At 39.4% G+C, this 20,402-nt stretch carries 20 protein-coding genes and 1 pseudogene; 15 read left to right on the forward strand and 6 right to left on the reverse strand.

Going from position 1 to position 20,402, the window contains the following annotated elements; translation table 11 throughout:
• From BM057_RS01550 to brnQ, 5 genes are all read left to right on the forward strand, one after another.
• A partial coding sequence (locus BM057_RS01550; protein ID WP_342708078.1) for a phosphoglycerate dehydrogenase occupies nucleotides 1-1,025 on the forward strand: 1,025 nt, incomplete at its 5' end.
• A 114-nt stretch (nucleotides 1,026-1,139) separates the two neighbouring features.
• Complete coding sequence (locus BM057_RS01555; RefSeq protein ID WP_092091019.1) at nucleotides 1,140-1,817, forward strand: MgtC/SapB family protein; 678 nt, start codon at nucleotides 1,140-1,142, stop codon at nucleotides 1,815-1,817.
• A 226-nt stretch (nucleotides 1,818-2,043) separates the two neighbouring features.
• Nucleotides 2,044-2,910, forward strand: a complete 867-nt coding sequence (locus BM057_RS01560; protein WP_092091021.1) for a transporter substrate-binding domain-containing protein — start codon at nucleotides 2,044-2,046, stop codon at nucleotides 2,908-2,910.
• 12 nt (nucleotides 2,911-2,922) lie between these two features.
• On the forward strand, nucleotides 2,923-3,606 hold the full coding sequence (locus tag BM057_RS01565) for an amino acid ABC transporter permease (RefSeq protein WP_092091023.1): 684 nt from the start codon (nucleotides 2,923-2,925) through the stop codon (nucleotides 3,604-3,606).
• A 288-nt stretch (nucleotides 3,607-3,894) separates the two neighbouring features.
• Nucleotides 3,895-5,253 carry a branched-chain amino acid transport system II carrier protein gene (brnQ, locus tag BM057_RS01570; RefSeq protein ID WP_092091025.1) on the forward strand — a complete coding sequence of 453 codons (1,359 nt, stop codon included), beginning with the start codon at nucleotides 3,895-3,897 and terminating at the stop codon, nucleotides 5,251-5,253.
• A gap of 379 nt (nucleotides 5,254-5,632) precedes the next feature.
• On the opposite strand, the gene BM057_RS01575 is transcribed toward brnQ, so the two are convergent.
• Nucleotides 5,633-6,109, reverse strand: coding sequence for a nucleoside 2-deoxyribosyltransferase (locus tag BM057_RS01575; RefSeq protein ID WP_177186146.1), 477 nt, complete (start codon nucleotides 6,107-6,109; stop codon nucleotides 5,633-5,635).
• A gap of 167 nt (nucleotides 6,110-6,276) precedes the next feature.
• Between BM057_RS01575 and BM057_RS12020 the strand changes: the two genes are divergently transcribed.
• Together BM057_RS12020 and uvrC are read left to right on the forward strand one after the other, a co-directional pair.
• Nucleotides 6,277-7,464 carry a 3D domain-containing protein gene (locus BM057_RS12020; RefSeq protein ID WP_092091029.1) on the forward strand — a complete coding sequence of 396 codons (1,188 nt, stop codon included), beginning with the start codon at nucleotides 6,277-6,279 and terminating at the stop codon, nucleotides 7,462-7,464.
• 125 nt (nucleotides 7,465-7,589) lie between these two features.
• Complete coding sequence (gene uvrC, locus BM057_RS01585; RefSeq protein ID WP_092091031.1) at nucleotides 7,590-9,368, forward strand: excinuclease ABC subunit UvrC; 1,779 nt, start codon at nucleotides 7,590-7,592, stop codon at nucleotides 9,366-9,368.
• A gap of 168 nt (nucleotides 9,369-9,536) precedes the next feature.
• Here uvrC and BM057_RS01590 read toward each other — a convergent pair.
• Both BM057_RS01590 and BM057_RS01595 read right to left on the reverse strand, forming a co-directional pair.
• Nucleotides 9,537-10,266 (reverse strand): annotated as a pseudogene (locus BM057_RS01590) (DUF554 domain-containing protein).
• A gap of 327 nt (nucleotides 10,267-10,593) precedes the next feature.
• Nucleotides 10,594-10,938, reverse strand: coding sequence for an iron-sulfur cluster biosynthesis family protein (locus BM057_RS01595; RefSeq protein ID WP_092091033.1), 345 nt, complete (start codon nucleotides 10,936-10,938; stop codon nucleotides 10,594-10,596).
• Between the two features lie 184 nt (nucleotides 10,939-11,122).
• On the opposite strand from BM057_RS01595, the gene BM057_RS01600 reads away from it, so the two are divergent.
• The gene (locus tag BM057_RS01600) at nucleotides 11,123-11,692 is read left to right on the forward strand and encodes a GNAT family N-acetyltransferase (RefSeq protein ID WP_092091035.1); all 570 of its coding nucleotides are present in this window, start codon (nucleotides 11,123-11,125) and stop codon (nucleotides 11,690-11,692) included.
• A 379-nt stretch (nucleotides 11,693-12,071) separates the two neighbouring features.
• Here the strand turns inward: BM057_RS01600 and BM057_RS01605 are convergent, their stop codons facing one another.
• The gene (locus BM057_RS01605) at nucleotides 12,072-12,593 is read right to left on the reverse strand and encodes an LURP-one-related/scramblase family protein (protein WP_177186147.1); all 522 of its coding nucleotides are present in this window, start codon (nucleotides 12,591-12,593) and stop codon (nucleotides 12,072-12,074) included.
• Nucleotides 12,594-12,982: 389 nt separating this feature from the next.
• On the opposite strand from BM057_RS01605, the gene BM057_RS01610 reads away from it, so the two are divergent.
• Entirely contained in the window at nucleotides 12,983-13,381 is a 399-nt protein-coding gene (locus BM057_RS01610) for a VOC family protein (protein ID WP_092091037.1), read from the forward strand.
• A gap of 86 nt (nucleotides 13,382-13,467) precedes the next feature.
• On the opposite strand, the gene BM057_RS01615 is transcribed toward BM057_RS01610, so the two are convergent.
• Both BM057_RS01615 and BM057_RS01620 read right to left on the reverse strand, forming a co-directional pair.
• The gene (locus BM057_RS01615; RefSeq protein ID WP_081981906.1) at nucleotides 13,468-13,632 is read right to left on the reverse strand and encodes a YvrJ family protein; all 165 of its coding nucleotides are present in this window, start codon (nucleotides 13,630-13,632) and stop codon (nucleotides 13,468-13,470) included.
• A 95-nt stretch (nucleotides 13,633-13,727) separates the two neighbouring features.
• The gene (locus BM057_RS01620; RefSeq protein WP_047390277.1) at nucleotides 13,728-14,597 is read right to left on the reverse strand and encodes a Cof-type HAD-IIB family hydrolase; all 870 of its coding nucleotides are present in this window, start codon (nucleotides 14,595-14,597) and stop codon (nucleotides 13,728-13,730) included.
• 128 nt (nucleotides 14,598-14,725) lie between these two features.
• Here BM057_RS01620 and BM057_RS01625 point away from each other — a divergent pair, with 128 nt between their 5' ends.
• The 6 genes from BM057_RS01625 (at nucleotide 14,726) to tnpB (ending at nucleotide 20,341) form a co-directional block, all read left to right on the forward strand.
• A complete protein-coding gene (locus BM057_RS01625) occupies nucleotides 14,726-15,445 on the forward strand; it encodes a uracil-DNA glycosylase (protein ID WP_092091039.1) in 720 nt (239 codons plus the stop codon).
• A gap of 121 nt (nucleotides 15,446-15,566) precedes the next feature.
• A complete protein-coding gene (gene pta, locus BM057_RS01630; RefSeq protein ID WP_047390275.1) occupies nucleotides 15,567-16,544 on the forward strand; it encodes a phosphate acetyltransferase in 978 nt (325 codons plus the stop codon).
• Between the two features lie 331 nt (nucleotides 16,545-16,875).
• Nucleotides 16,876-17,511: an NAD(P)-dependent oxidoreductase gene (locus tag BM057_RS01635; RefSeq protein ID WP_047390273.1), complete on the forward strand. Its 636-nt coding sequence runs from the start codon at nucleotides 16,876-16,878 to the stop codon at nucleotides 17,509-17,511.
• 163 nt (nucleotides 17,512-17,674) lie between these two features.
• The gene (gene tsaE / locus BM057_RS01640; RefSeq protein ID WP_092091041.1) at nucleotides 17,675-18,133 is read left to right on the forward strand and encodes a tRNA (adenosine(37)-N6)-threonylcarbamoyltransferase complex ATPase subunit type 1 TsaE; all 459 of its coding nucleotides are present in this window, start codon (nucleotides 17,675-17,677) and stop codon (nucleotides 18,131-18,133) included.
• A 63-nt stretch (nucleotides 18,134-18,196) separates the two neighbouring features.
• On the forward strand, nucleotides 18,197-18,718 hold the full coding sequence (locus tag BM057_RS01645; protein ID WP_047390271.1) for a GNAT family N-acetyltransferase: 522 nt from the start codon (nucleotides 18,197-18,199) through the stop codon (nucleotides 18,716-18,718).
• Between the two features lie 456 nt (nucleotides 18,719-19,174).
• Nucleotides 19,175-20,341, forward strand: a complete 1,167-nt coding sequence (tnpB, locus tag BM057_RS01650) for an IS200/IS605 family element RNA-guided endonuclease TnpB (protein ID WP_092091043.1) — start codon at nucleotides 19,175-19,177, stop codon at nucleotides 20,339-20,341.
• Nucleotides 20,342-20,402 lie beyond the last annotated feature (61 nt).

Consider the following 20,402-nt stretch of genomic DNA (forward strand, 5'->3'; position numbering starts at 1 on the left):
TAAAGATGAAAAAGCAGCATAAAATAAAAAAGCCAAAGCGATGTAATCGCTCTGACTTTTTTGACCCACCAACACTACTTGTCAAAGAGCCGAAAGAAATGAAACCGCAACAATTAGAAGAACTAGAAAAAATGGCCTCAGATTATGAAGTGATTAAGGGTTGGGACAATGAGTCTGACTTTCCAACAGAAAAGATCGATATTTTGTATGGATGGGACAAAGAGAAAGGGCAAACGCTTCTTGAGGATGAAAAGAGTCAGCTTAAATGGATCCAAATGCCATCTGCTGGCGTAGATTACATGAATTTAGACTTGCTAGCTGAAAAAGACATTCGCTTAACAACAGCCAGCGGTATACATAGCGTTCCCATTTCAGAATCTGTGCTGGGCATGTTGCTGGCTTATGTGAGAGGCATCCAACAATCGATTCGACAACAAACAGAAAAACAGTGGGAAGAGCCTACTGGGATGGAAGAGCTGAACAATAAGACGATCATGATCGTTGGAACAGGTCACATCGGCAAAGAAGTCGGTCGTTTAGCTAAAGCTTTTAATATGAAAACGATCGGTATCAACCGTAGCGGCAGAAATGTAGAAACGATGGATGAAATCTATCAACAAAAAGATTTGATCGATCACGTTGATGAAGCAGATGTCCTTGTCAATATTTTGCCCTTGACTGACGAAACCAAACATTTCTTTGATCAAAAGATTTTCTCTAAAATGAAAGAGGGATCGCTATTTATCAATGTGGGACGCGGACCTTCTGTGAAAACAGAAGATTTGATCGCAGCACTTCAAAATGGGCCGGTGGCTTTTGCTGGGCTGGATGTATTTGATGAAGAACCTTTGCCGAAAGAAAGCCCACTTTGGGAAATGGAAAATGTGCTGATCACGCCGCACATTTCTGGGATAGCAGAGCACTACAAAACGCGTCTATTTACGATCTTCAAAGAAAACCTCCAAGCATATTTGGAAGGTGAAGCATTACCAAGAAACCTAGTCGATTATAATAAGAGTTATTAAAATACTTTTTGAGAGAACCAGTTAAGACAGCTGCGTTCTCTTCTTGGTGCTGCTGAAAGGTTTGCGATGATCGTAAGAAAATGAAATGAGTGATCGGGAAAGAAGGGAAGACGAATGAATGCTGTATTTATGGTGCGATTGATTTTAGCTGCCATCTTGGGAGGAATGATCGGTATCGACCGAGAAATGCGTGCAAAAGAAGCAGGCATTCGAACACACTTCCTTGTTTCGCTGGGAAGTGCTTTAGTCATGATCATCTCCCAACATGGTTTTAATGATGTGATCAATTTGCCTGGATACGAATTAGACCCAGCGCGTGTAGCGGCTCAAGTCGTCAGCGGCATTGGGTTTATTGGAGCAGGTATGATCATTATTCAACAAAAATCAGTCAGAGGACTGAACAGTGCGGCCGGTATCTGGACAACAGCTGGTATCGGGTTGACAGTAGGCGGAGGTCTGTATGCGGTCAGTATCGCAGCGACCATTTTAACGCTAGTTGCCTTTGAGTTGTCCACGTTTATTTTTAAGAAATTTGGAACGGAAACAGTTAGCTTCAGCGTTTCCGCATCAAATGAAAAAGAGTTGGAGCATGTTTTTGAACTGTTGCAAAAGAAAAGGCGGTACTTAATGAAATACGAATTGGGGCATGGGAAAGAAGATGGAGAAAAAGTATACTACGCTACTTATCTTGTCCGTTCGCAAACTGCCAAAGAAGAAGGAACCTTGATAGATGAGATCAAGTCTATCCCTACCATTAAAATCAAAAAAGGCGATCACACTGCTGACAACTGAAAAGATAGATGTGGATAAGGTGCAAGTCATAAAAGATCTATCAAATTTCCCCCCCCAAAAAACAAAATTGTTTGTCTACTCAGTAAGCAAACAGCTTATTCTCGCGTTTTTGGAAGCAATGAACGCCTAAACTGAAAAGGGATTTGTCTGCAAACATTGACTGTTTTTTACTCGGTTGCTACCCTAATGAGGTGCACAGAAAAGAAGAGTAGAGGATGAAAATAAAGTGTTAAAAAAATGGACAGGTTTGTTTTTGGCGATGGGTTTGTTGCTTTTATCAGGTTGCGAAACTGCGAAGACAGGTTCTTCTGCTGATTCTGAAAAAAGCGTAGAACAGACAAAATTGGAAAAAGTGAAAGAAGCGGGTGTGCTGAAAGTCGCAACTTCTGGCACCTTATTTCCTAGTTCCTATCATGACGAAAAAACGAATGAATTAACGGGTTATGAAACAGAAGTACTGCGCGAAATCGCAGAACGTTTAGGAGTAGAGATCGAATTTGACGAGATGGGATTTGATGGAATTTTAACGGCTGTTTTGAATGGTACAGCAGACGTGGCAGCCGGGATCGATATCACTGAAGACCGACAAGAAAAATTTTACTTTTCTGACCCGACCAAGTATACAGTCGGAGGGATCGTTGTCCGCGAATCAGATGATTCAGGGATTCAAAAACTGGAAGATGTAAAAGGAAAGAAAGCTGGAGGCGCAGCAACTTCGATTTGGTCAGACATGGCGACAACATTAGGTGCTGAAGTTGTCCCTTACGATAATGCAACCAATGATGTTTACTTCAGAGACATTGCCAGCGGACGGATCGATATCGTGATGCATGATTACTTCCTTTCTTCGTCTGCAGTTCAAAAGTTTTCTGAATTAGGAGTGAAAATGTCGGATGTTCAATATAATCCTACTACTTCAGGCATGATTTTCAGCAAAGAAGACACTTCTTTAAGAGATGAGATCAATAAAATCTTAAAAGAATTGAAAGAGGAACAGATTCTATCTGATGTTTCAAAAGAATTTTACAATGGACAGGACATTACTAAGCCAGTAGAAGGTTTTGAAGATTTGCCTGTCATCGAAGTAGAATAGGAGCGAAAAAGTATGCTTGGAAATATTGATTGGCATCTCATTTTCAATCCTACGCTAGCTCTTGACAGCCTGCCTTACGTCTTAAAAGGCATCCCGTATACATTAGGAATCGCAGTCTTGAGTGTTTTGTTTGGAACGTTGATTGGATTTGTGTTAGCTGTTATGCGGATGTCGCCTATTAAAATTTTAGAATTACTCGCGCGAACTTACATCTCTTTTATGCGGGGAACGCCAACGTTGGTCTTTTTATTTCTGTTATATTTTGGTTTTCCATTTATCGGGGTCCAGTTTAAAGCAGAAGTAGCTGCAGTGATCGGCTTTAGTCTCAGTTCAGCAGCCTACATCGCTGAAATTATTCGTTCAGCTCTGTCATCCGTTGATGATGGACAGTGGGAAGCTGCTTATGCATTAGGATTGAAGTGGAACTTTATCATGCGGAAAATCATTGTTCCTCAAGCATTTCGAATCGCTATTCCACCGATGAGCAATGTCTTGCTAGATGTGATCAAAGGAACATCACTTGCTGCCATGATCACTGTACCGGAGATTTTCCAAAACGCAAAAATTGTTGGCGGAAGAGAATACGATTATATGACGATGTATATCTTAGTGGCATTGGTTTATTGGGCCATCTGCAGTTCATTTACTGTACTGCAAAACCACCTTGAAAAAAAAGCGAGAGTCTATACAGAATAATGAATAGAAAGCAAATTTGAAGCACAAATACGAAAGAGAACTTCACGATTGAGCAAAAAATGTTCAATTGTTAGGTTCTCTTTTTGAATGCCGCTCGAGTGAATTTGCGAAATACGCCTCTATTTTACAAATTCACAAGCCGTTAAAAGCTTGAGCAAGCAAGAGAAAACCTTATATGATCCATCTAGAAAGGAAATAACAGAATTTTCTGAATTTTTAACTGGTCAGGCGGCAGAAAAAAAGTTATTATAGGAAAAACAGGAAAAAGCATTGGAGGCTAAAAAAAGAATGCAAGAGAGTAAAAAATTATCCCTATCTTCTTATTTAATGGTAGGATCGCTGTTGTTTGGCTTATTTTTTGGAGCGGGGAACTTGATTTTTCCTGTACATATGGGACAGCTTGCAGGTACAAATGTTGGGGCAGCTACGATCGGCTTTTTGATCACAGCGACAGGGCTGCCCTTCTTAGGAGTCGTTGCCTTAGCGATGACCAATAGCAGCAGCCTATTTCAATTGGCAAGCCGCGTTCATCCGATCTATGCCTATTTGATGACCATTGCATTGTATTTAACGATTGGTCCATTTTTTGCGACCCCGCGTTTGGGTACGACATCTTTTGAGGTAGGTTTTGCGCAACACATTCCTGAGCGATTCCAAACAGTGGGACTAGCCGTTTTTACGATTACTTTTTTCAGTGTTGCTTTGCTGTTGTCGCTGAAACCGACGAAAATCTTAGTCTATGTTGGGAAAGTGCTGAATCCTTTGTTCCTACTTTTTCTAGGATTACTGATCCTTTTTGCTTTTTTCAAGCCCATGGGTAGTGTGGCAAATGAAATGCCAGATCCATCTTATGTTTCAGGAGCTTTTAACAATGGTTTTTTAGAAGGATATAATACAATGGACGCTTTGGCATCGCTGGCATTTGGAGTGATCGTAGTCCAAACGATCAAAGGACTAGGTGTAACGAAACCAGCGGATATTGCCAAAGATACTATAAAAGCAGGCTTTATCAGTGTGGTGCTGATGGCGATCATTTATGCCTGTTTAGCTTATATTGGAACGATGAGCACCGGAACATTTGCCGTGTCAGAAAACGGTGGGATCGCTTTAGCGCAAATCGCTCATCATTACTTCGGCGGTTTCGGCAGTTTCTTATTAGCGATTATCGTGACTTTGGCTTGCTTAAAAACTGCTATTGGCTTGATTACGGCGGGGGCTGAGACTTTTTATCAACTCTTTCCGCACTCATTCAGCTATCGGACCTATGTCGTTTTGTTTAGTGCCGTTTCCTGCCTAGCTGCTAACGTAGGATTAACCAATATCATAGCTTATTCCTTACCGGTATTAATGTTTTTGTATCCATTAGCGATTGTATTGATCCTCATGGCCATTTTATCGCCTTTATTCAAGAACCGGCAGATCGTTTACGTTACAACGACAATGTTTACGTTACTTGTCAGTGCGGCAGATTTCCTTCATTATTTGCCAAGCTTTATCAGCGAACAAGATTGGGCACAAAAGGTTTTGGCTTTTTACAGCCGTTACGTTCCTTTGTTTGACATCGGCATGGGATGGCTTATTCCAAGTCTAATCGGCTTTATTTTAGGCTGGTTGCTAAGCCTTTTGGTCAAAAAGAAACCCTCATAATGGAAGTCGAGAACTATTTCCCGGTTTTTTTGTTGCTGCAGCTGCCAGTTCAGCATTCCTTGCGAATGGATGGGGTTGAAACAATGATTTAACCTAAATTTCATTTTTATTTCGTTTAAAGAGGCCTTGTTTCTACCTAGCCGACGTTGAATAGTTTCTTCATGGCATCAGGTAGGCATTTGGCAACAAGCAAAGCGGTCACGAGCACCTACTTGATCCTCAGCTAAAATCTTGTGACTAAGCGAAGGATGAATGAAATCATGGCCTAAACAAAAACCTCATTTCAATGAAAAAAGGTTGAAATGAGGTTTTTGTTTATTTTTTGACTTATTTGTTGCCTGTTTGAAAAGACAAAACTGACAGAAATGTAACAATCATATTACAAGTATGACTGAATAGCTTGAATCATTTCTTTTGAGGTATTATAAACTTGCCCATTCATTTTAATCAAACCGACTGTATAAAGGTTGACATAGGCAAATTGTGATTCTGCTGTGCTTTGTAAGGCTTCCAGCTTTTGTTTATTGGTTGCACCTTGTTGGCGTGAATCCGTAAACAATCCAATGATCGGAATACCAGCTTGATAGGCCACACCAATTTCAGAAGCGACGCCAGCATCGATCGTGACACCGTCTAAAACGGCAATCATGATGTCGCTTGAAAGTAGAGCTTCAGTATCATATTTAGCAATGGCAATAGAATCCGCATAGCTTTCCTTATCGTTGATTTCTCCTTGTTCTTGAGGGGAGTAGACGGTCAATTCTGGATATTCTTCACGAATTTTTTTGACTAGAAAATCATTATACGTGTATTCCATTTCAGAAAAGATCGGACTTGCATAATAAAGTTTTTTCATTATTTTTTCCTCCTTTAACTAATGTTACAAAACCATTATACATTAAAAACATACTGTAACAAAAAGTAAAGGATAAGAAACATACAAAAGAGATTTATTGGTTATAATAAGTAGGCAGTTAAGAAAAAAAGGGTATTAAATAAAAAAAGAACAGAAGGGCGTTGTTTATGAAAAAGAGGAAACTGGTTGCTAGCTTGCTGACAGGATTTTTGATTTTTACAGCTATGCCAGTGAATGGTTCAGCAGCAACATTAGATGAAATCAAATCACAACAACAATCTAAAGAAAAAGAAATGGCAGATTTGGATTACCAAATCAATCGGACACTAGTAGAAGTAAATGACAAAAATGAAGAACTAACAGCCTTGCAAGGGAAAATCACAGATTTAGAAAGCACGATCAAACAAACAGGCGAAGAGATCACAGAACAAAAACAAGTTGTAGAAGAACGTGTAGAACAAGCAAAGAACCGCTTGAAATCCATTCAAACAACTGAAGTGAATCAAAACACTGTTTTAGCTTTAATGGAATCTGAAAGTTTAACAGACTTCTTCAACCGGGCATATGTATTGATGACACTTCAATCAGCCGGTAATGAACAAGTTGATGTGGCTAAGGAAGAAGCAGACAAATTATTGGCTTTAGAAGAAAAACAAAAAGCAGATAAAACAGCTTTGGAAAAAGAAACAACAGCTGCTGCTCAACAAAAAGAAGCTTTAGACAAACAAGTGGCTGGTTTGCAAAAAACAATGGATGAAAACCAAGCCTTGTTAAATGAATTAGACAAACAAAGAGCAACAGAAGAAAAACGTATTGCTGATGCAAAAGCAGCTGCTGAAAAAGCGGCACAAGAAAAGGCAGCCGCTGAAAAAGCCAAACAAGAAAAAGTAGTGGCACAACAAGTCAGCAAGAAAGAAAAACAACAAGCTGAGCCTGCTAAACAAGAAACTAAAGTAGCTGCTAAAGAAGAAAAAGAAACAACATCTTCTTCAACGCCAGCTAAAAAGGAAAAACCTCAAGCAACTGAAAAAGCTAAAGAAGAAACAGATAAGAAGGAATCTTCTTCTTCAGCAAAAACAATCGTTGTTTCTGCTACAGGTTATTCAACCAAAGAAGCAGGGTTGAGTACACACACAGCTACAGGCATTGACTTAACGAAAAACCCACGCGTGATCGCTGTTGACCCTAGTGTTATTCCATTAGGTTCAAAAGTTGAGATCCCAGGTTATGGCGTAGCGATTGCTGGAGATACAGGCGGCGCGATCAAAGGAAACAGAATTGACGTGCATTTCCCAACTGTTCAACAAGCGATGAACTGGGGAAGAAAAACGGTAACCATCAAAATATTGAATTAAAGAGCAAAAGCTAAAAGCGACGGGAAAAGTCTATTTCCGTCGCTTTTGCGTGCTGTGGACGAATAAGCTGGAAGAGTCTATAATAGAGACAATATCGAGTTAAAAATCAAAAGGATTGAGAAAAAATGGCCAGTGAGTACATTGATCATAAATTAGCATTACTTCCGGACTTGCCGGGCTGCTACATTATGAAAAACAAAAGCAAAGAGATTATTTACATCGGAAAAGCCAAAAACTTAAAAAATCGCGTCCGTTCTTATTTTAGAGGAAGTCATGAAGGTAAAACACAGCTATTAGTGGAAGAGATCGTGGATTTTGAAACGATCATCACCGGATCGGATAAAGAAGCTTTGCTATTGGAAATCACACTGATCAAAAAGCATCAGCCGAAGTACAATATCAAGCTGAAACAAGGAACCAATTATCCTTACTTAAAAATCACTAACGAACGAGATCCGCAGCTGATCATCACGTCGGATGTCGAAAAAGATGGGGCTTTATATTTTGGTCCTTATCCTAATGTGTATGCAGCGACTGAAACTCAGCAGTTTATCCAAAAGATCTATCCATTACGCAAATGCAACGGAAAGCAGAAACGCGCTTGTCTTTACTACCATATTGGTCAATGCATCGGTCCATGCGACCATGAAGTGCCGGTAGAAGAATATGCAGCACAAATTGAAAAAATCAAACGCTTCTTAAATGGAGATGTAAAAGAAGTGAAAAGAGCATTGAAACAAAAAATGCTGGAAGCTTCTGAAAGCATGGAATTTGAACGTGCGGCTGAATACCGCAACCAAATGCGCTATATCGAAACGACTGTCGAAAAACAAAATATCATTTCGAATGACTTTACGACAAGAGATGTTTTCAGTTATTACATGAATAAAGGCTGGATCTCCATCCAGACTTTCTTTATTCGACAAGCAACGCTCATTAAAAGAGAGGCTACACTTTTTCCATGTTACAATACGCCTGAAGAAGAATTAGCTTCTTATATCGTGCAATTCTATCAAGAAAACAACCATATTTTGCCGAAAGAAGTACTTGTTCCTGAAGGGATCGATACTGAATTGCTGGCGGAGGTGCTTGGTGTGACGGTTAAGGTGCCGCTAAAAGGGCGTAAGAGAGACATGTTAGATCTCGCAACAAAAAATAGTGAGATTGCTTTGAATGAAAAATTCAAGCTGATCGAAATGGATGACAAGAAAACGATCGGGGCAGTAGAAGAATTATCAGAAGCTTTACAACTGCCGTTTATTTCTAGGATCGAAGCATTTGACCATTCAAATATTCAAGGAACCAATCCCGTTTCTGCAATGGTTTCTTTTAAAGATGGGTCACCAGATAAAAATCAATACCGCAAGTATAATATCAAAACAGTCAAAGGCAGCAATGAATTGGCAACAACTCAAGAAGTCATTAGAAGACGCTATTCTCGTTTGCTGAAAGAAAATAAACCCTTGCCTGATTTAATTTTAATGGATGGTGGAAAAATCCAAGTAAATGGAGCAATGGACGTATTAGAAAATGAGCTAGGTTTAGATATTCCTGTAGCGGGAATGGTCAAAGACAATAAGCACAGAACGGCTTCGCTCATTTTTGGTGAAACGCATGACCTTGTACCATTAGCCCCGACTAGTCAAGCTTTTTACTTGGTTCAACGTATTCAAGATGAAGTCCATCGTTTTGCGATCACATTTCATCGTAATGTGCGCAGCAAGAATAGCTTTTCTTCTCGCTTAGACCGAATCGACGGCGTAGGGCCAAAGACAAGAACCAGGATTTTGCGCCATTACAAGTCAGTCAAAAAGGTCAAAGAAGCTTCTGTGGAGGAAATCAGCAGCTTAGGCATTCCGGTTAAAGTAGCTGAAAGAATCAAAGAAGAATTGAAAACAGATTAATAGTCTTAAAAATGAAATGAGAATAATAAAAAGCACGCTTACTGACCAATCCAATGATCAGATAAGCGTGCTTTTTACATGTTTTCCTTGTACTGCCGACAACGCACTGCAGCTTGATTTACTGCTGAAAATTAGAATAGATGCGAGCTGCTCAGTAGCAGGGATTGGTTACAGTAAAGGCAAAATCCAATTAGCCCAAGCCCAACTCAATGGCATCACAAGAATCATGGCAGGAATCATGTCAGCAATAGGAAACATTTTTAATTTGATCAACCGAAAGCCGGTAGCCAGCATCAAAAATCCACCGCAAGCTTTGAAATCCAAGATCATCTCTGGAGTCGTCAAAGGAAAGATAAACTTAGCGAGTAAGAATAAAAGAAATAAGAGGATAAATTGCGGAATAGCAATAACAGAGACAACATACCCTACATTGCAAGCAAAAATAGCAGCAGTAAAGAAATCTAAAATTGATTTGGAGATTAAAATCGTACTGTCTCCGGTCATTCCAGCATCTAAACTGCCATAAATGCCTGTACCGCTTGCGCAGAACAATACAATGATCGTAACAAGGCTGTTCATAAATTCTTCATGAGAGATCTCTAGTTTTTCATTCGGGAATATTTTTGAAATGGGGCGATGCATCAAAGCCCCGCCTTTGTTGATCCATTCCCCTAAGTGGACAGCTAATCCAATAGCTGTTCCGATCACTAGAGCGAAAATAACAGCCGGCATATACTTCATAGGAGCAATAGAAGCGATTCCCATCCCCATAGAACACACGCCGAAAATCAACATCATTTCGGTTTTGAATTTTTCTGATAGTTTGTTGCCCAAAAAACCCTCCTAATAGTCCGCCCAATAAAACGGAACTTGCACTAATGATCACGCCAGTTGGCATATGTATTTCTCCTTTCGTTCATACTAGAATGAGTCTTGTGTTGAATATAAAAAAGCGACTATTGGTAAAGAAATTTCCTCTGTTCGATGGAATTGCTGATGGAAAGCCATGAGTTTTTAAGGGGTTAACATCAAAAAGAAAGGATTTTTTACTGGCCAACATGAAATAGGGTAGATCCAAAAAAAGCCAATCACAAAAAAGCTGCTATCCATCCATTATAAGATGAATAGCAGCTTTTGGGTTTAATAAATCAATTCTATGGTTTGTATTTTGCTGCCTTAGAAAGTTCTTTGAAAGTTGTTTTAATGCATGTCTTGTATAGAGGGTTTATAGAACAAGTTTTCCATCTTCATCTGTAACGATGACGTTTGGATTGATCAATCCGCTTTGTCCTTTGAGCACTAAAGTATTTTTTTCGGGTTTATAGTCTAAAGTCATTTCTTCATCTAGATAGGACAAAGACCATTCTTGAATTGGAAGTTGACCGATCGTTGTATCTAATGAGCCATCCATGTCTTTATCTTCATGATCTAAAAGGCGCAGTGTGAAGATACCAGTATTTCCGCACTCACAACCAATTTTACTTTCATAGTAAAAGGAAAGCTTTCCTGGGTGCTTATTTTCTGCTTTTTCGATCCGTTTTTGTGCTGCATCTGTGATTGTTAAAAACATCCTGATGACCTCCTTTTGTTTCATCTAACAATAGTGAGGATGTAGGAAAACAACTATTTAAACTTTCTCCTTACCTCTATTTTACCGCAAACATGAAAAAATTTCCAGTGCATCTAAACCCCAGCCTCTTGCACATTATCTGCGGATTCAGTATGCTAAAAGGGACAGAAAGGAAAGTGAAAAAATGATTCGCACAGCAAATGAACAAGATAGTGAAGCTTTACTGCAAGGCATCTTGCAAACTTATCGAGATATGGAATCACCATTGATCCAAGAGATTCCACTTGAGAAGTTGGAGGAATGGATCAACATTTGTATGGATAAGGAAGATTATCGTTATCGTTATGAAAATGCACAAGTAGCCATTCGTGATGGGAAAGTAGCTGGTATGGTCTTTGGGTACAAAGGAGAGCTGGAGAAAGAGCAAGATCAAAGTTTTAAAGCGTTGATGGAAGAGAACGGATACGGTTTTTTGATCGCAGATGCCTTTGATTTAGAGACACATGCTGGAGAATGGTACTTAGACTTATTGTTGACTGATCCTGCGTTTCGCAGACAAGGGGTAGCGTCTGAGCTGCTTGAAAGTTTACCTGAAAGAGCTTTGGCAGCTGGAGAAACAGTGATTGGTCTGAACTGTGACCAAAACAATGAAAGAGCCAAACGTTTGTATGAAAAACAAGGCTTTAAAAAAGTTGGCGAAGTATTGCTTGGCACGCACCTATATGACCATATGGAAAAAAGCGTCATGCAATAAAAGCAGCATTGAACTAAAGAGACTGGGACAAAACCTCTCAGTAGCTAGAAAAAAGGTAATTGCATAAATGCAATTACTTTTTTTAGATGCTTTATTTAGCTCTCTTTTTTACAAAAACAACCTCATTACCCCTAATAAGGTTGATGGAAACCTAAAAATTAATGTAGTGTTAAGTAAATAAAAAAAAACAAAAAATTTATAGAAAATTTAGTCCTTAACCTTTTCTATGTTAGTTTTTCAATTTTTAATCCAAATTTACCCGGTTAGTAGAAGATACATGAAAAAAAGCAGTCCTGCTTTCGTTCGTTTTAATAAATACATAGAAAAATGCACGTCCACTAGTGAACAAATGGTTCAGTAGCGGACGTGCTTTTTTAGTTTACACTGGTTGAATGATTTGTAATTTTTCAGGGGCCTTTTTACCGTCTTTTTTCTTGTCTTTTGCATAGTGATCCACAATCAGCGAGATCACTACACAAATAGGGGCATAGTAAGGGTCCGAGATTGTCAGCATATAAAAATCACCAAAAGAAATGGAAGTCTTTTCCATTTCCATAATGGTTTTCTGTAAGTGTTTGATATAGTAACAATGTGCTTCAAAATCTCCCGAAACGATCCAGTTTAAGTGGCTGACCTTAAAGTAAGGCTTTCGATAACCTAGATGTTTAGTGATCGAGCCGATTTTTTTGTTGTGAACGTATAAATCAAACTTGGGTAAAAGAGAGAGCGTTACTTGCTTCACTTCAACCAGTAAGGATCCATTCATGGCATATAGTGAGAGTGTATCGCCGATTCTTCCCCATTTGCCGACAACCAAAAAAATATCTTGTCCAGATTCGTTTTTGACAATAACTCTTTCTTTTTTTGAGACGAATGCTTCTTTCATATAAAGACGAACCATTTTTATCATCACCTTAAAGGATTCATTCTTCTAAAAAGTTTTCTTGGTTACATTAACTCGTCGAACAGCTAACGAAAAAGTTTTTTTCGTCCTTTAATCTATTATAACAAAAAAAAGGACGAAATCGAAGGGAAGGTAAAAAAAGGTTCGATCTAATGAATGGTTAAAAACTTTCATATTTGCGATGACGAGGGGTTCTATTTTTTATTCTTTTTTATTTTAAGTCGACGATCTTATTCGCAGCTTAGATATGTCGCTTTTGCTATCAGGCTTATTCTATATCTTAGCGAAAGGGTATGGGTGAGCAGAGAAGAATCTATCCGCAGATCAACTGACAAGAAGAGCTTTTTCCCTTATACTGAAAAAAATAGTAGATGGGAGAATAGCCAATGCCCTTACACCATGTTGAGTTAAACGTCAGTAATTTGAAGAAAAGCCGTGTTTTTTGGTCATGGTTGCTAGAAAGGTTAGGGTATCAGCTTTTTCAAGAGTGGGATAAAGGTTTCAGTTACAAAGACAAGGAAAATTATCTCGTTTTTGTGCAAGCAGAAACAGCGTTTTTAAAAGACGGCTACCACCGGAAACAGATAGGACTGAATCACTTAGCTTTTTGGGTGGATACAGAAGAAGAAGTAAATCAATTGCGAGCAGAATTGCTTGAAAGAGAGTGCCCGATTCTTTATTCTGATCGGTTTCCATTTGCTGGAGGGGAAAATCATTATGCAGTCTTTTTTGAAGATCCTGATCGAATCAAAGTAGAAGTGGTAGCACATACAACCACCGAATGAAAAAAACTCTTGCCAAAAAGGGGAGAAAGGCGTGAGTGGGATCACGACCAATCTTTTCCGCCTGGAAAGAGTTTTTTGGGTTTTCTTTATTTTGCTGTCTTTATGACAGTGCTGAGCTCTTGTAAAGCTTTAACGACTGCATCTAACTTTGTTTCCATACGCTGCAGCAAGTATAGAGAAATAAAGATAGGAAAGCCGATATTGCTGACAAGTTCGACCGTCGCAGACAGCCATTCTGTACTTGGATCCATTTACATTCTCCTTTCATTCTTGATCGTTCTATGGATAGTAACGAAAGAAAAAGGAGAACTGTAACCTTTTTTGCTTTTTTTGCAGAGGTGAAGGATTATAAGTTGTTGTTCAAAACGCGCATGATGGCTTCTCCTACACCATTTTCATTATTGGTAGAGGTCGTGTACTTAGCTGCAGCTTTTGCCTCAACCGTTCCATTACCCATTGCAAAGCTATAACCAGCCACTTCAAGCATCGATAGGTCATTATTGTTGTCACCGATCGTCATGATATTTTCTAGAGGAATGTTTAAGTCTTTAGCGAATTCTTTAACAGCAATTCCTTTTTGTGCATTGATATGGTTGATCTCAATATTATTTTCAAAGGAAGAAGTAATCGCCAACTCACCCGTTTTATTGATCTGTTTGGCTAAAGGTTGTAAAACTGGTTGACCTCCTTCACTAAATACGATCACTTTAATGATTTCAATGGTATCATCTTCGATCAGCTCACTATAGTCATCGATATAGTGAATATTCATCACTTCTAGACGGGCAGACGCCAAAATGACAGCCATTTTATAAGAGGTGTCTGGATTCAATTCAACTAGTAATGAGGCTACAGTCTCAATACGTTTGGCTTTGTTATTGGAAAAAATACCTTTTGAAGTCGTCATTTCATAGTATAAACCAGCTTCTTCGATGATATTTACCATGCTACGAACGGAATCTTTCGTCAACCCAATATTTTTGACAACTTCTCCTTCTTCATTGAAAATCTGACCGCCATTTAATGAAATAAGCGGACATGAAAGTCCTGCTTTTTCTAACAATGGCTTAGCTTCTGTATAACCTCTGCCGGTAGCGACCATAAAAGAGGCACCTTGTTTTTCTGCTGCACGGATCGCTTCCACATTTGATTGTGAAATACTCATCACTTCATTTAGCAATGTACCATCCATATCTGAAACGATTAACTGTAACATGCTCCATCCTCCCAAAGAAAATTTTACTCTTCCAGTGTAGCATGGATGCAAAAGACTTGCTACTTGTTAAGTCCAGCCAGATATAAGATAATAAGTCCAGATCTGCTAATAGGAAAGGAGATAGTAAGATGACGATACCTGTAATCAATGACTGGGAACCGATTTTGAAAGAAGCTGCAAAAGATCCTTCTTATCAAAAGCTGCGGGCTTTTTTAAAAGAAGAATATGAAACCAAGACCATTTATCCAGATATTCATCACATTTGGACAGCATTTGAGTGGACACCTTATCATCAAGTGAAAGTCGTGATTTTAGGCCAAGATCCTTATCATGGGCCTAATCAAGCACATGGTCTCAGCTTTTCAGTTCAGCCAAAGGTCAACGTTCCGCCTTCTTTAAGAAATATCTACAAAGAATTGGATAGTGACTTAGGGATCCCGCCCGTTCAGCATGGCTTTTTGAAATCATGGGCAGAACAAGGTGTCCTACTGCTCAATACAGTATTGACGGTCCAAAAAGGAAAAGCCAATTCACATAAAGACAAAGGTTGGGAAGTATTGACCGATTTTGTTATCGAAAAACTCAATGACCGTGAAAAGCCGATCGTCTTCATTTTATGGGGAAATGCTTCGATTAAAAAAAGAGCGCTGATCGATGAAAGCCGCCACGTTGTATTGACTTCACCGCATCCTAGCCCTTTTTCAGCACACAAAGGTTTCTTTGGATCAAAAGTTTTTTCTAAAACCAACGCAGCTTTGCAGCAGTTTGGAGAAGAACCAATTGATTGGCGTTTGCCGGAAACAGTGAGCGAAGATGAGGTAGAAGCAAAACCACAAAATCGTTTTTAAACATAATTGCTATGTTATTCTATGATAACTTTTTAGATATAAATTCAGTAGAAAACCTGATTTTTTTTGCTGAATATAGTATCATAGAAAGGTAGGAATAAAAATATTGGAGGGAATCACCTTGGAACTATTTGATAGTTTAAAAGAAAAAATCTCTGGTAAACAAATTCGTGTCGTTTTTCCAGAAGGAACAGAACCACGTATTTTAGGAGCAGTCGTGCGCTTGCAAGCTGAGCAATTGTTGCACCCTGTTGTGATCGGAAAACCTGAAGAAATCCAAACTGTAGCGAAAGCGCATGGCTTTGATGTAGAAAACATCGAAATCATCGACCCTAATCACTACGAAAAATTTGATGAAATGGTTGCTTCATTTGTTGAACGCCGTAAAGGAAAAGCAACAGAAGAAAAAGCAAGAGAAATGCTGAAAGACGAAAACTACTTTGGCACGATGTTGACTTACATGGGCGAAGTAGATGCTTTAGTGAGCGGAGCTGTTCACTCTACAGGTGATACTGTACGTCCTGCTTTACAAATCATCAAAACAAAACCAGGCGTTAGCCGTACAAGTGGTGCTTTCATCATGATGCGTGGACGCGGACAAGAAAAATACTTGTTCTCTGACTGTGCGATCAATATCAATCCAAACGCGCAAGAACTTGCTGAAATCGCAGTAGAAAGTGCACGTACAGCTGAAATGTTTGGCATTGACCCTAAAGTTGCTTTATTGAGCTTCTCAACGAAAGGCTCTGCTAAAGGCGAAGAAGCTTCTAAAGTTGAAGAAGCAGCTAAATTGGCTAAAGAAATGGCACCTGAGTTTGACATTGACGGCGAGTTGCAATTTGACGCAGCTTTCGTTAAATCTGTTGCACAACAAAAAGCGCCAGATTCAAACGTAGCTGGACAAGCAACAGTCTTTGTTTTCCCTGAATTACAATCAGGAAATATCGGCTATAAAATTGCACAACGCTTCGGTAACTTTGAAGCCATTGGACCAATCTTGCAAGGGTTAAACAAACCTGTTTCTGACCTGTCTCGCGGATGTAACGAAGAAGACGTTTATAAGACAGCGATCATCACAGCTAACCAAACGATCATGTAATAAAAAAATGAATATACGAGCTGCTCACGAAAAGAGCCGAGTTGAAAGAGATGACCGGCTGCTTTAAATGAGCAGCTTTTTTTTGACTTTTTATGGTACTAGGAGCAAATCTGTTGAGCATCTATATTATTTTTTAACAACACCTGTTAAAGCGGTGCAGCTATTTCGAAGAATCGGTGTTCTTGTCAAAAAACTGTTTCCCTTCGTTCAGCAGATACTATCGATGTTGAAGCAGAAAACAGAAAATAGGATAGCTGTTGATTGCAACCTATTCTAAGGACTCTTATAATGAGACTAGAAGGTTCAAAGAGTAAAGTGAGGAGGGTCCCATATGAAAGTAGGGATTATTGGAGCGACTGGTAAAGCTGGATCACGCATCACGTCAGAAGCCATGCATAGAGGGATGGAAGTCATTCCGTTAGTTCGTAATGCCAAACGCTTGCCAGATGGAGATTTTACGTATGTCGAAAAAGATTTGTTTGATTTGACTGAAGAGGATATCGCAAACTTAGATGTTATTGTAGATGCCTTTAATGCTCCGGCAGGAAAAGAAGAGCTGCATCAAAAGAGCTTGCATCATTTGATCACCTTATTGAGAGGGAGAGGAAAGCCGCGTTTGATCGTAGTAGGAGGAGCAGGCAGTCTATATGTGGATAAGGCCCACCAAACTAGACTGCAAGATACACCTGATTTTCCAGAAAGCTTTAAACCTACCGCTGAAAATATGGCCAAAGCATTTGAAGAATTAAAAAAACATAGTGATTTTGTGTGGACCTATATCAGTCCGTCTGCCATGTTTTTCCCAGAAGGAGAGCGAACGGAAGAGTATCAAATCGGCAAAGATGAGCTCTTGACCAATAGTGAAGGCAATAGCGAGATCAGTTATGCTGATTATGCACTGGCACTGGTAGATGAGATCGAACGAGCCAAGTATTTAAATCAACGGATCACCGTCTGCAGCAAATAAGAGTCATCAAGCAAAATAGTTCTTTGAAAGGAATAAAGTATTCTTTTCAAGGCGGCTGTTTTGCTTTTTTGCTGCAAAAAGAAGAAGGTTTATTTTTGTTTATAAATAGATTAGAATTGAACCATTGAAGAACTGATTGCAAATTAAAGAGAAGGTGTGACAAATGAAAACATTCCACGCAAAAAATGAAGAAGAGACTAAAAAAATCGCAGCTGACTTGGCACAATACCTGCAACCGGGAGATGTGCTGCTATTAGAAGGCAATCTTGGTGCTGGAAAAACGACTTTTACGAAAGGGTTAGCAGAAGGACTAGGCATTAACCGTGTGATCAAAAGTCCTACTTATACATTGATTCGCGAATATGAAGATGGACGGCTTCCGCTTTATCACATGGATGTTTATCGATTAGAAGAATCTGGGAGTACAGATCTAGGTTTGGAAGAATACTTTGAAGGCAATGGCGTTTCAGTTGTCGAATGGGCAAAATATGTGCAAGAAAATCTTCCTGTAAGCTTTTTGACCATACAGCTAACGCCTATCGGAGAAGACTTAATGGAACGCGAAATTGCTTTTATCCCTCAAGGAAAAAGATATGAATTACTGTTGAAAAATTGGCAATAAAATAAAACAGCACGATAGAAGAAAAGAACTAAAAAGTTTCAAAAGGAGCGTTGAATACCGAATATGACCCAAGAAGCCTTAGATATCGTTATACGAGAAGCAAAACCAAGTGATGCAGAAAGTTTGCTTCAACACTTAAAAACGACAGCAACAGAAACTGGATTTATGACAATGGGTAAAGAAGGTCCAAGAATAACAGCTAATGAAGAGAAAAAGCAGCTGGCAAGACTACAAGCTTCTTGCAACAATGTTCTTCTTGTTGCTGTTCATCAAGAAGAAGTAATCGGCTCAGCTTCCGTTCATGCAGATAGCAGCCCGAAAATTGAGCACATTGGAGAAGTCGGCATCGTGATTGCCAAAGAATACTGGGGGTTAGGACTAGGTACACTAATGCTGGAAGAAATCCTAGACTGGGCAACAAACTCGGGTATCATCAAACGCCTCGAACTAACCGTGCAAGCCCGCAACAAAAAAGCCAGACACCTCTACGAAAAAATGGGCTTCCAACTCGAAGCCACCATGCAACGCGGCGTAAAAGACGAAGGACAATACCACGACGTCTGCCTCATGAGCAAACTCCTTTAAAAACAGGATACGGAAAAAGCCTGAAAGAGTCACAACAAAAACAGGATACGGAGCGAGGTCGAAAGAATAATTAAGTCGCAAAGTCTCGCTATGCTCGCTTTGTACCATTTCGCTAAAATTTATTGCATAAATTAAGCTCAATGGCAAAAGAGCTACAGCAAAACAACTTATCTTTATCATTTTCCGGCAGAAGACGCCCACTTCTAAACGTTTTGGTGCAAAGCACCAGTGAAAGTGGGAGATGAATGCCGGTTGAGTGTCAGCTCAAAACTAGACTTCCATTTTTGAGTCTTTTCGCGCTAACACGAATAAACTTGACGTAATGTTGCCAATCATTTTGTTTTTGATCCTGTTCAATTGCTTCGACTTGGTAGGCTGATGAACTTTTTAATCGTTTCCATTGATCTTTCTCTTTCATTATTATATAACTGGCATATACAAGGAGGTGATCATTAAATGAAGATTCATAAGGCGTATCAGTTCCGGCTCTATCCAAACAAAGAACAATCTATCCTCATCAACAAAACCATCGGCTGTTCTCGATTTGTTTACAACCACTTCCTGAATCAATGGAAAGAAACCTATAAGGAAACAAACAAGGGCTTGTCTTATGGTAAGTGTTCTGCTCAACTGCCCACTTTGAAGAAACAGGAAGAAACAGAGTGGCTCAAAGAAGTCGACAGTATTGCCTTGCAATCTTCTTTGCGAAATCTTTCGGATAGTTTTGACCGTTTCTTTAAGAAACAGAACCAGTATCCTCGCTTCAAAAGCAAACAGAATCCTGTCCAGTCTTATACGACTAAATCAACCAATGGAAACATCGCTGTTTTGGGGAATCAGTTAAAGCTTCCTAAACTAGGCTTTGTACGTTTCGCCAAGAGCCGTGAAGTGAAAGGAAGGATATTCAACGCTACAATCCGTAGAAATCCTGCTGGGAAATATTTTGTTTCCCTATTGGTCGAAACGGAAGCAGATCCGATCAAGAAAACAGGTTCTTCTGTAGGGATCGATGTTGGATTGAAAGATTTTGCGGTACTTTCCGATGGGACAATCTATAAAAATCCAAAGTTCTTCCGTTCTTTAGAAAAGAAGCTCGCAAGAGAACAACGAAAGCTGTCCAGACGGAAAGTACAAGCACTCAAAACTGGTCATCAATTATCAGAGTCCAAGAATTATCAAAAACAGCGAATCAAAGTGGCGAAGATATATGAAACGATCAAAAACAAACGCATGGATTACCTGCACAAAATCTCCACCGAGATCGTCAAAAACCACGACATCATCGGAATAGAAGATTTGCTGGTGAAAAATATGGTTTTGAATCGCAAGTTAGCCAAATCTATTTCAGAAGTGAGCTGGGCAGTGTTTCGCACCTTGCTTGAATACAAAGCGAAATGGTATGGGAAAGAAGTCGTAGCTGTCGCTCGAAACTTCCCATCCAGCCAACTATGTTCTGAGTGTGGGTATCAAAACAAAGCCGTTAAGAATCTCGCTGTTCGTGAATGGGCGTGTCCGAATTGCCATACTCACCATGACAGAGATCTTAATGCAAGTATAAATCTGAAGCAGGAAGCAATCAGCCTGTTAGCTTCCAAAACCGTAGGGACTACGGGGCTAGCCTAATCATATCTGTTTAGTAGAGCAGAGTTCTTAGGAATCTCCATCTTCAAAAACCGTTAGGATT

It is taken from the genome of Pisciglobus halotolerans, assembly GCF_900113675.1.
Classification (GTDB): Bacteria; Bacillota; Bacilli; order Lactobacillales; family Carnobacteriaceae; genus Pisciglobus; species Pisciglobus halotolerans.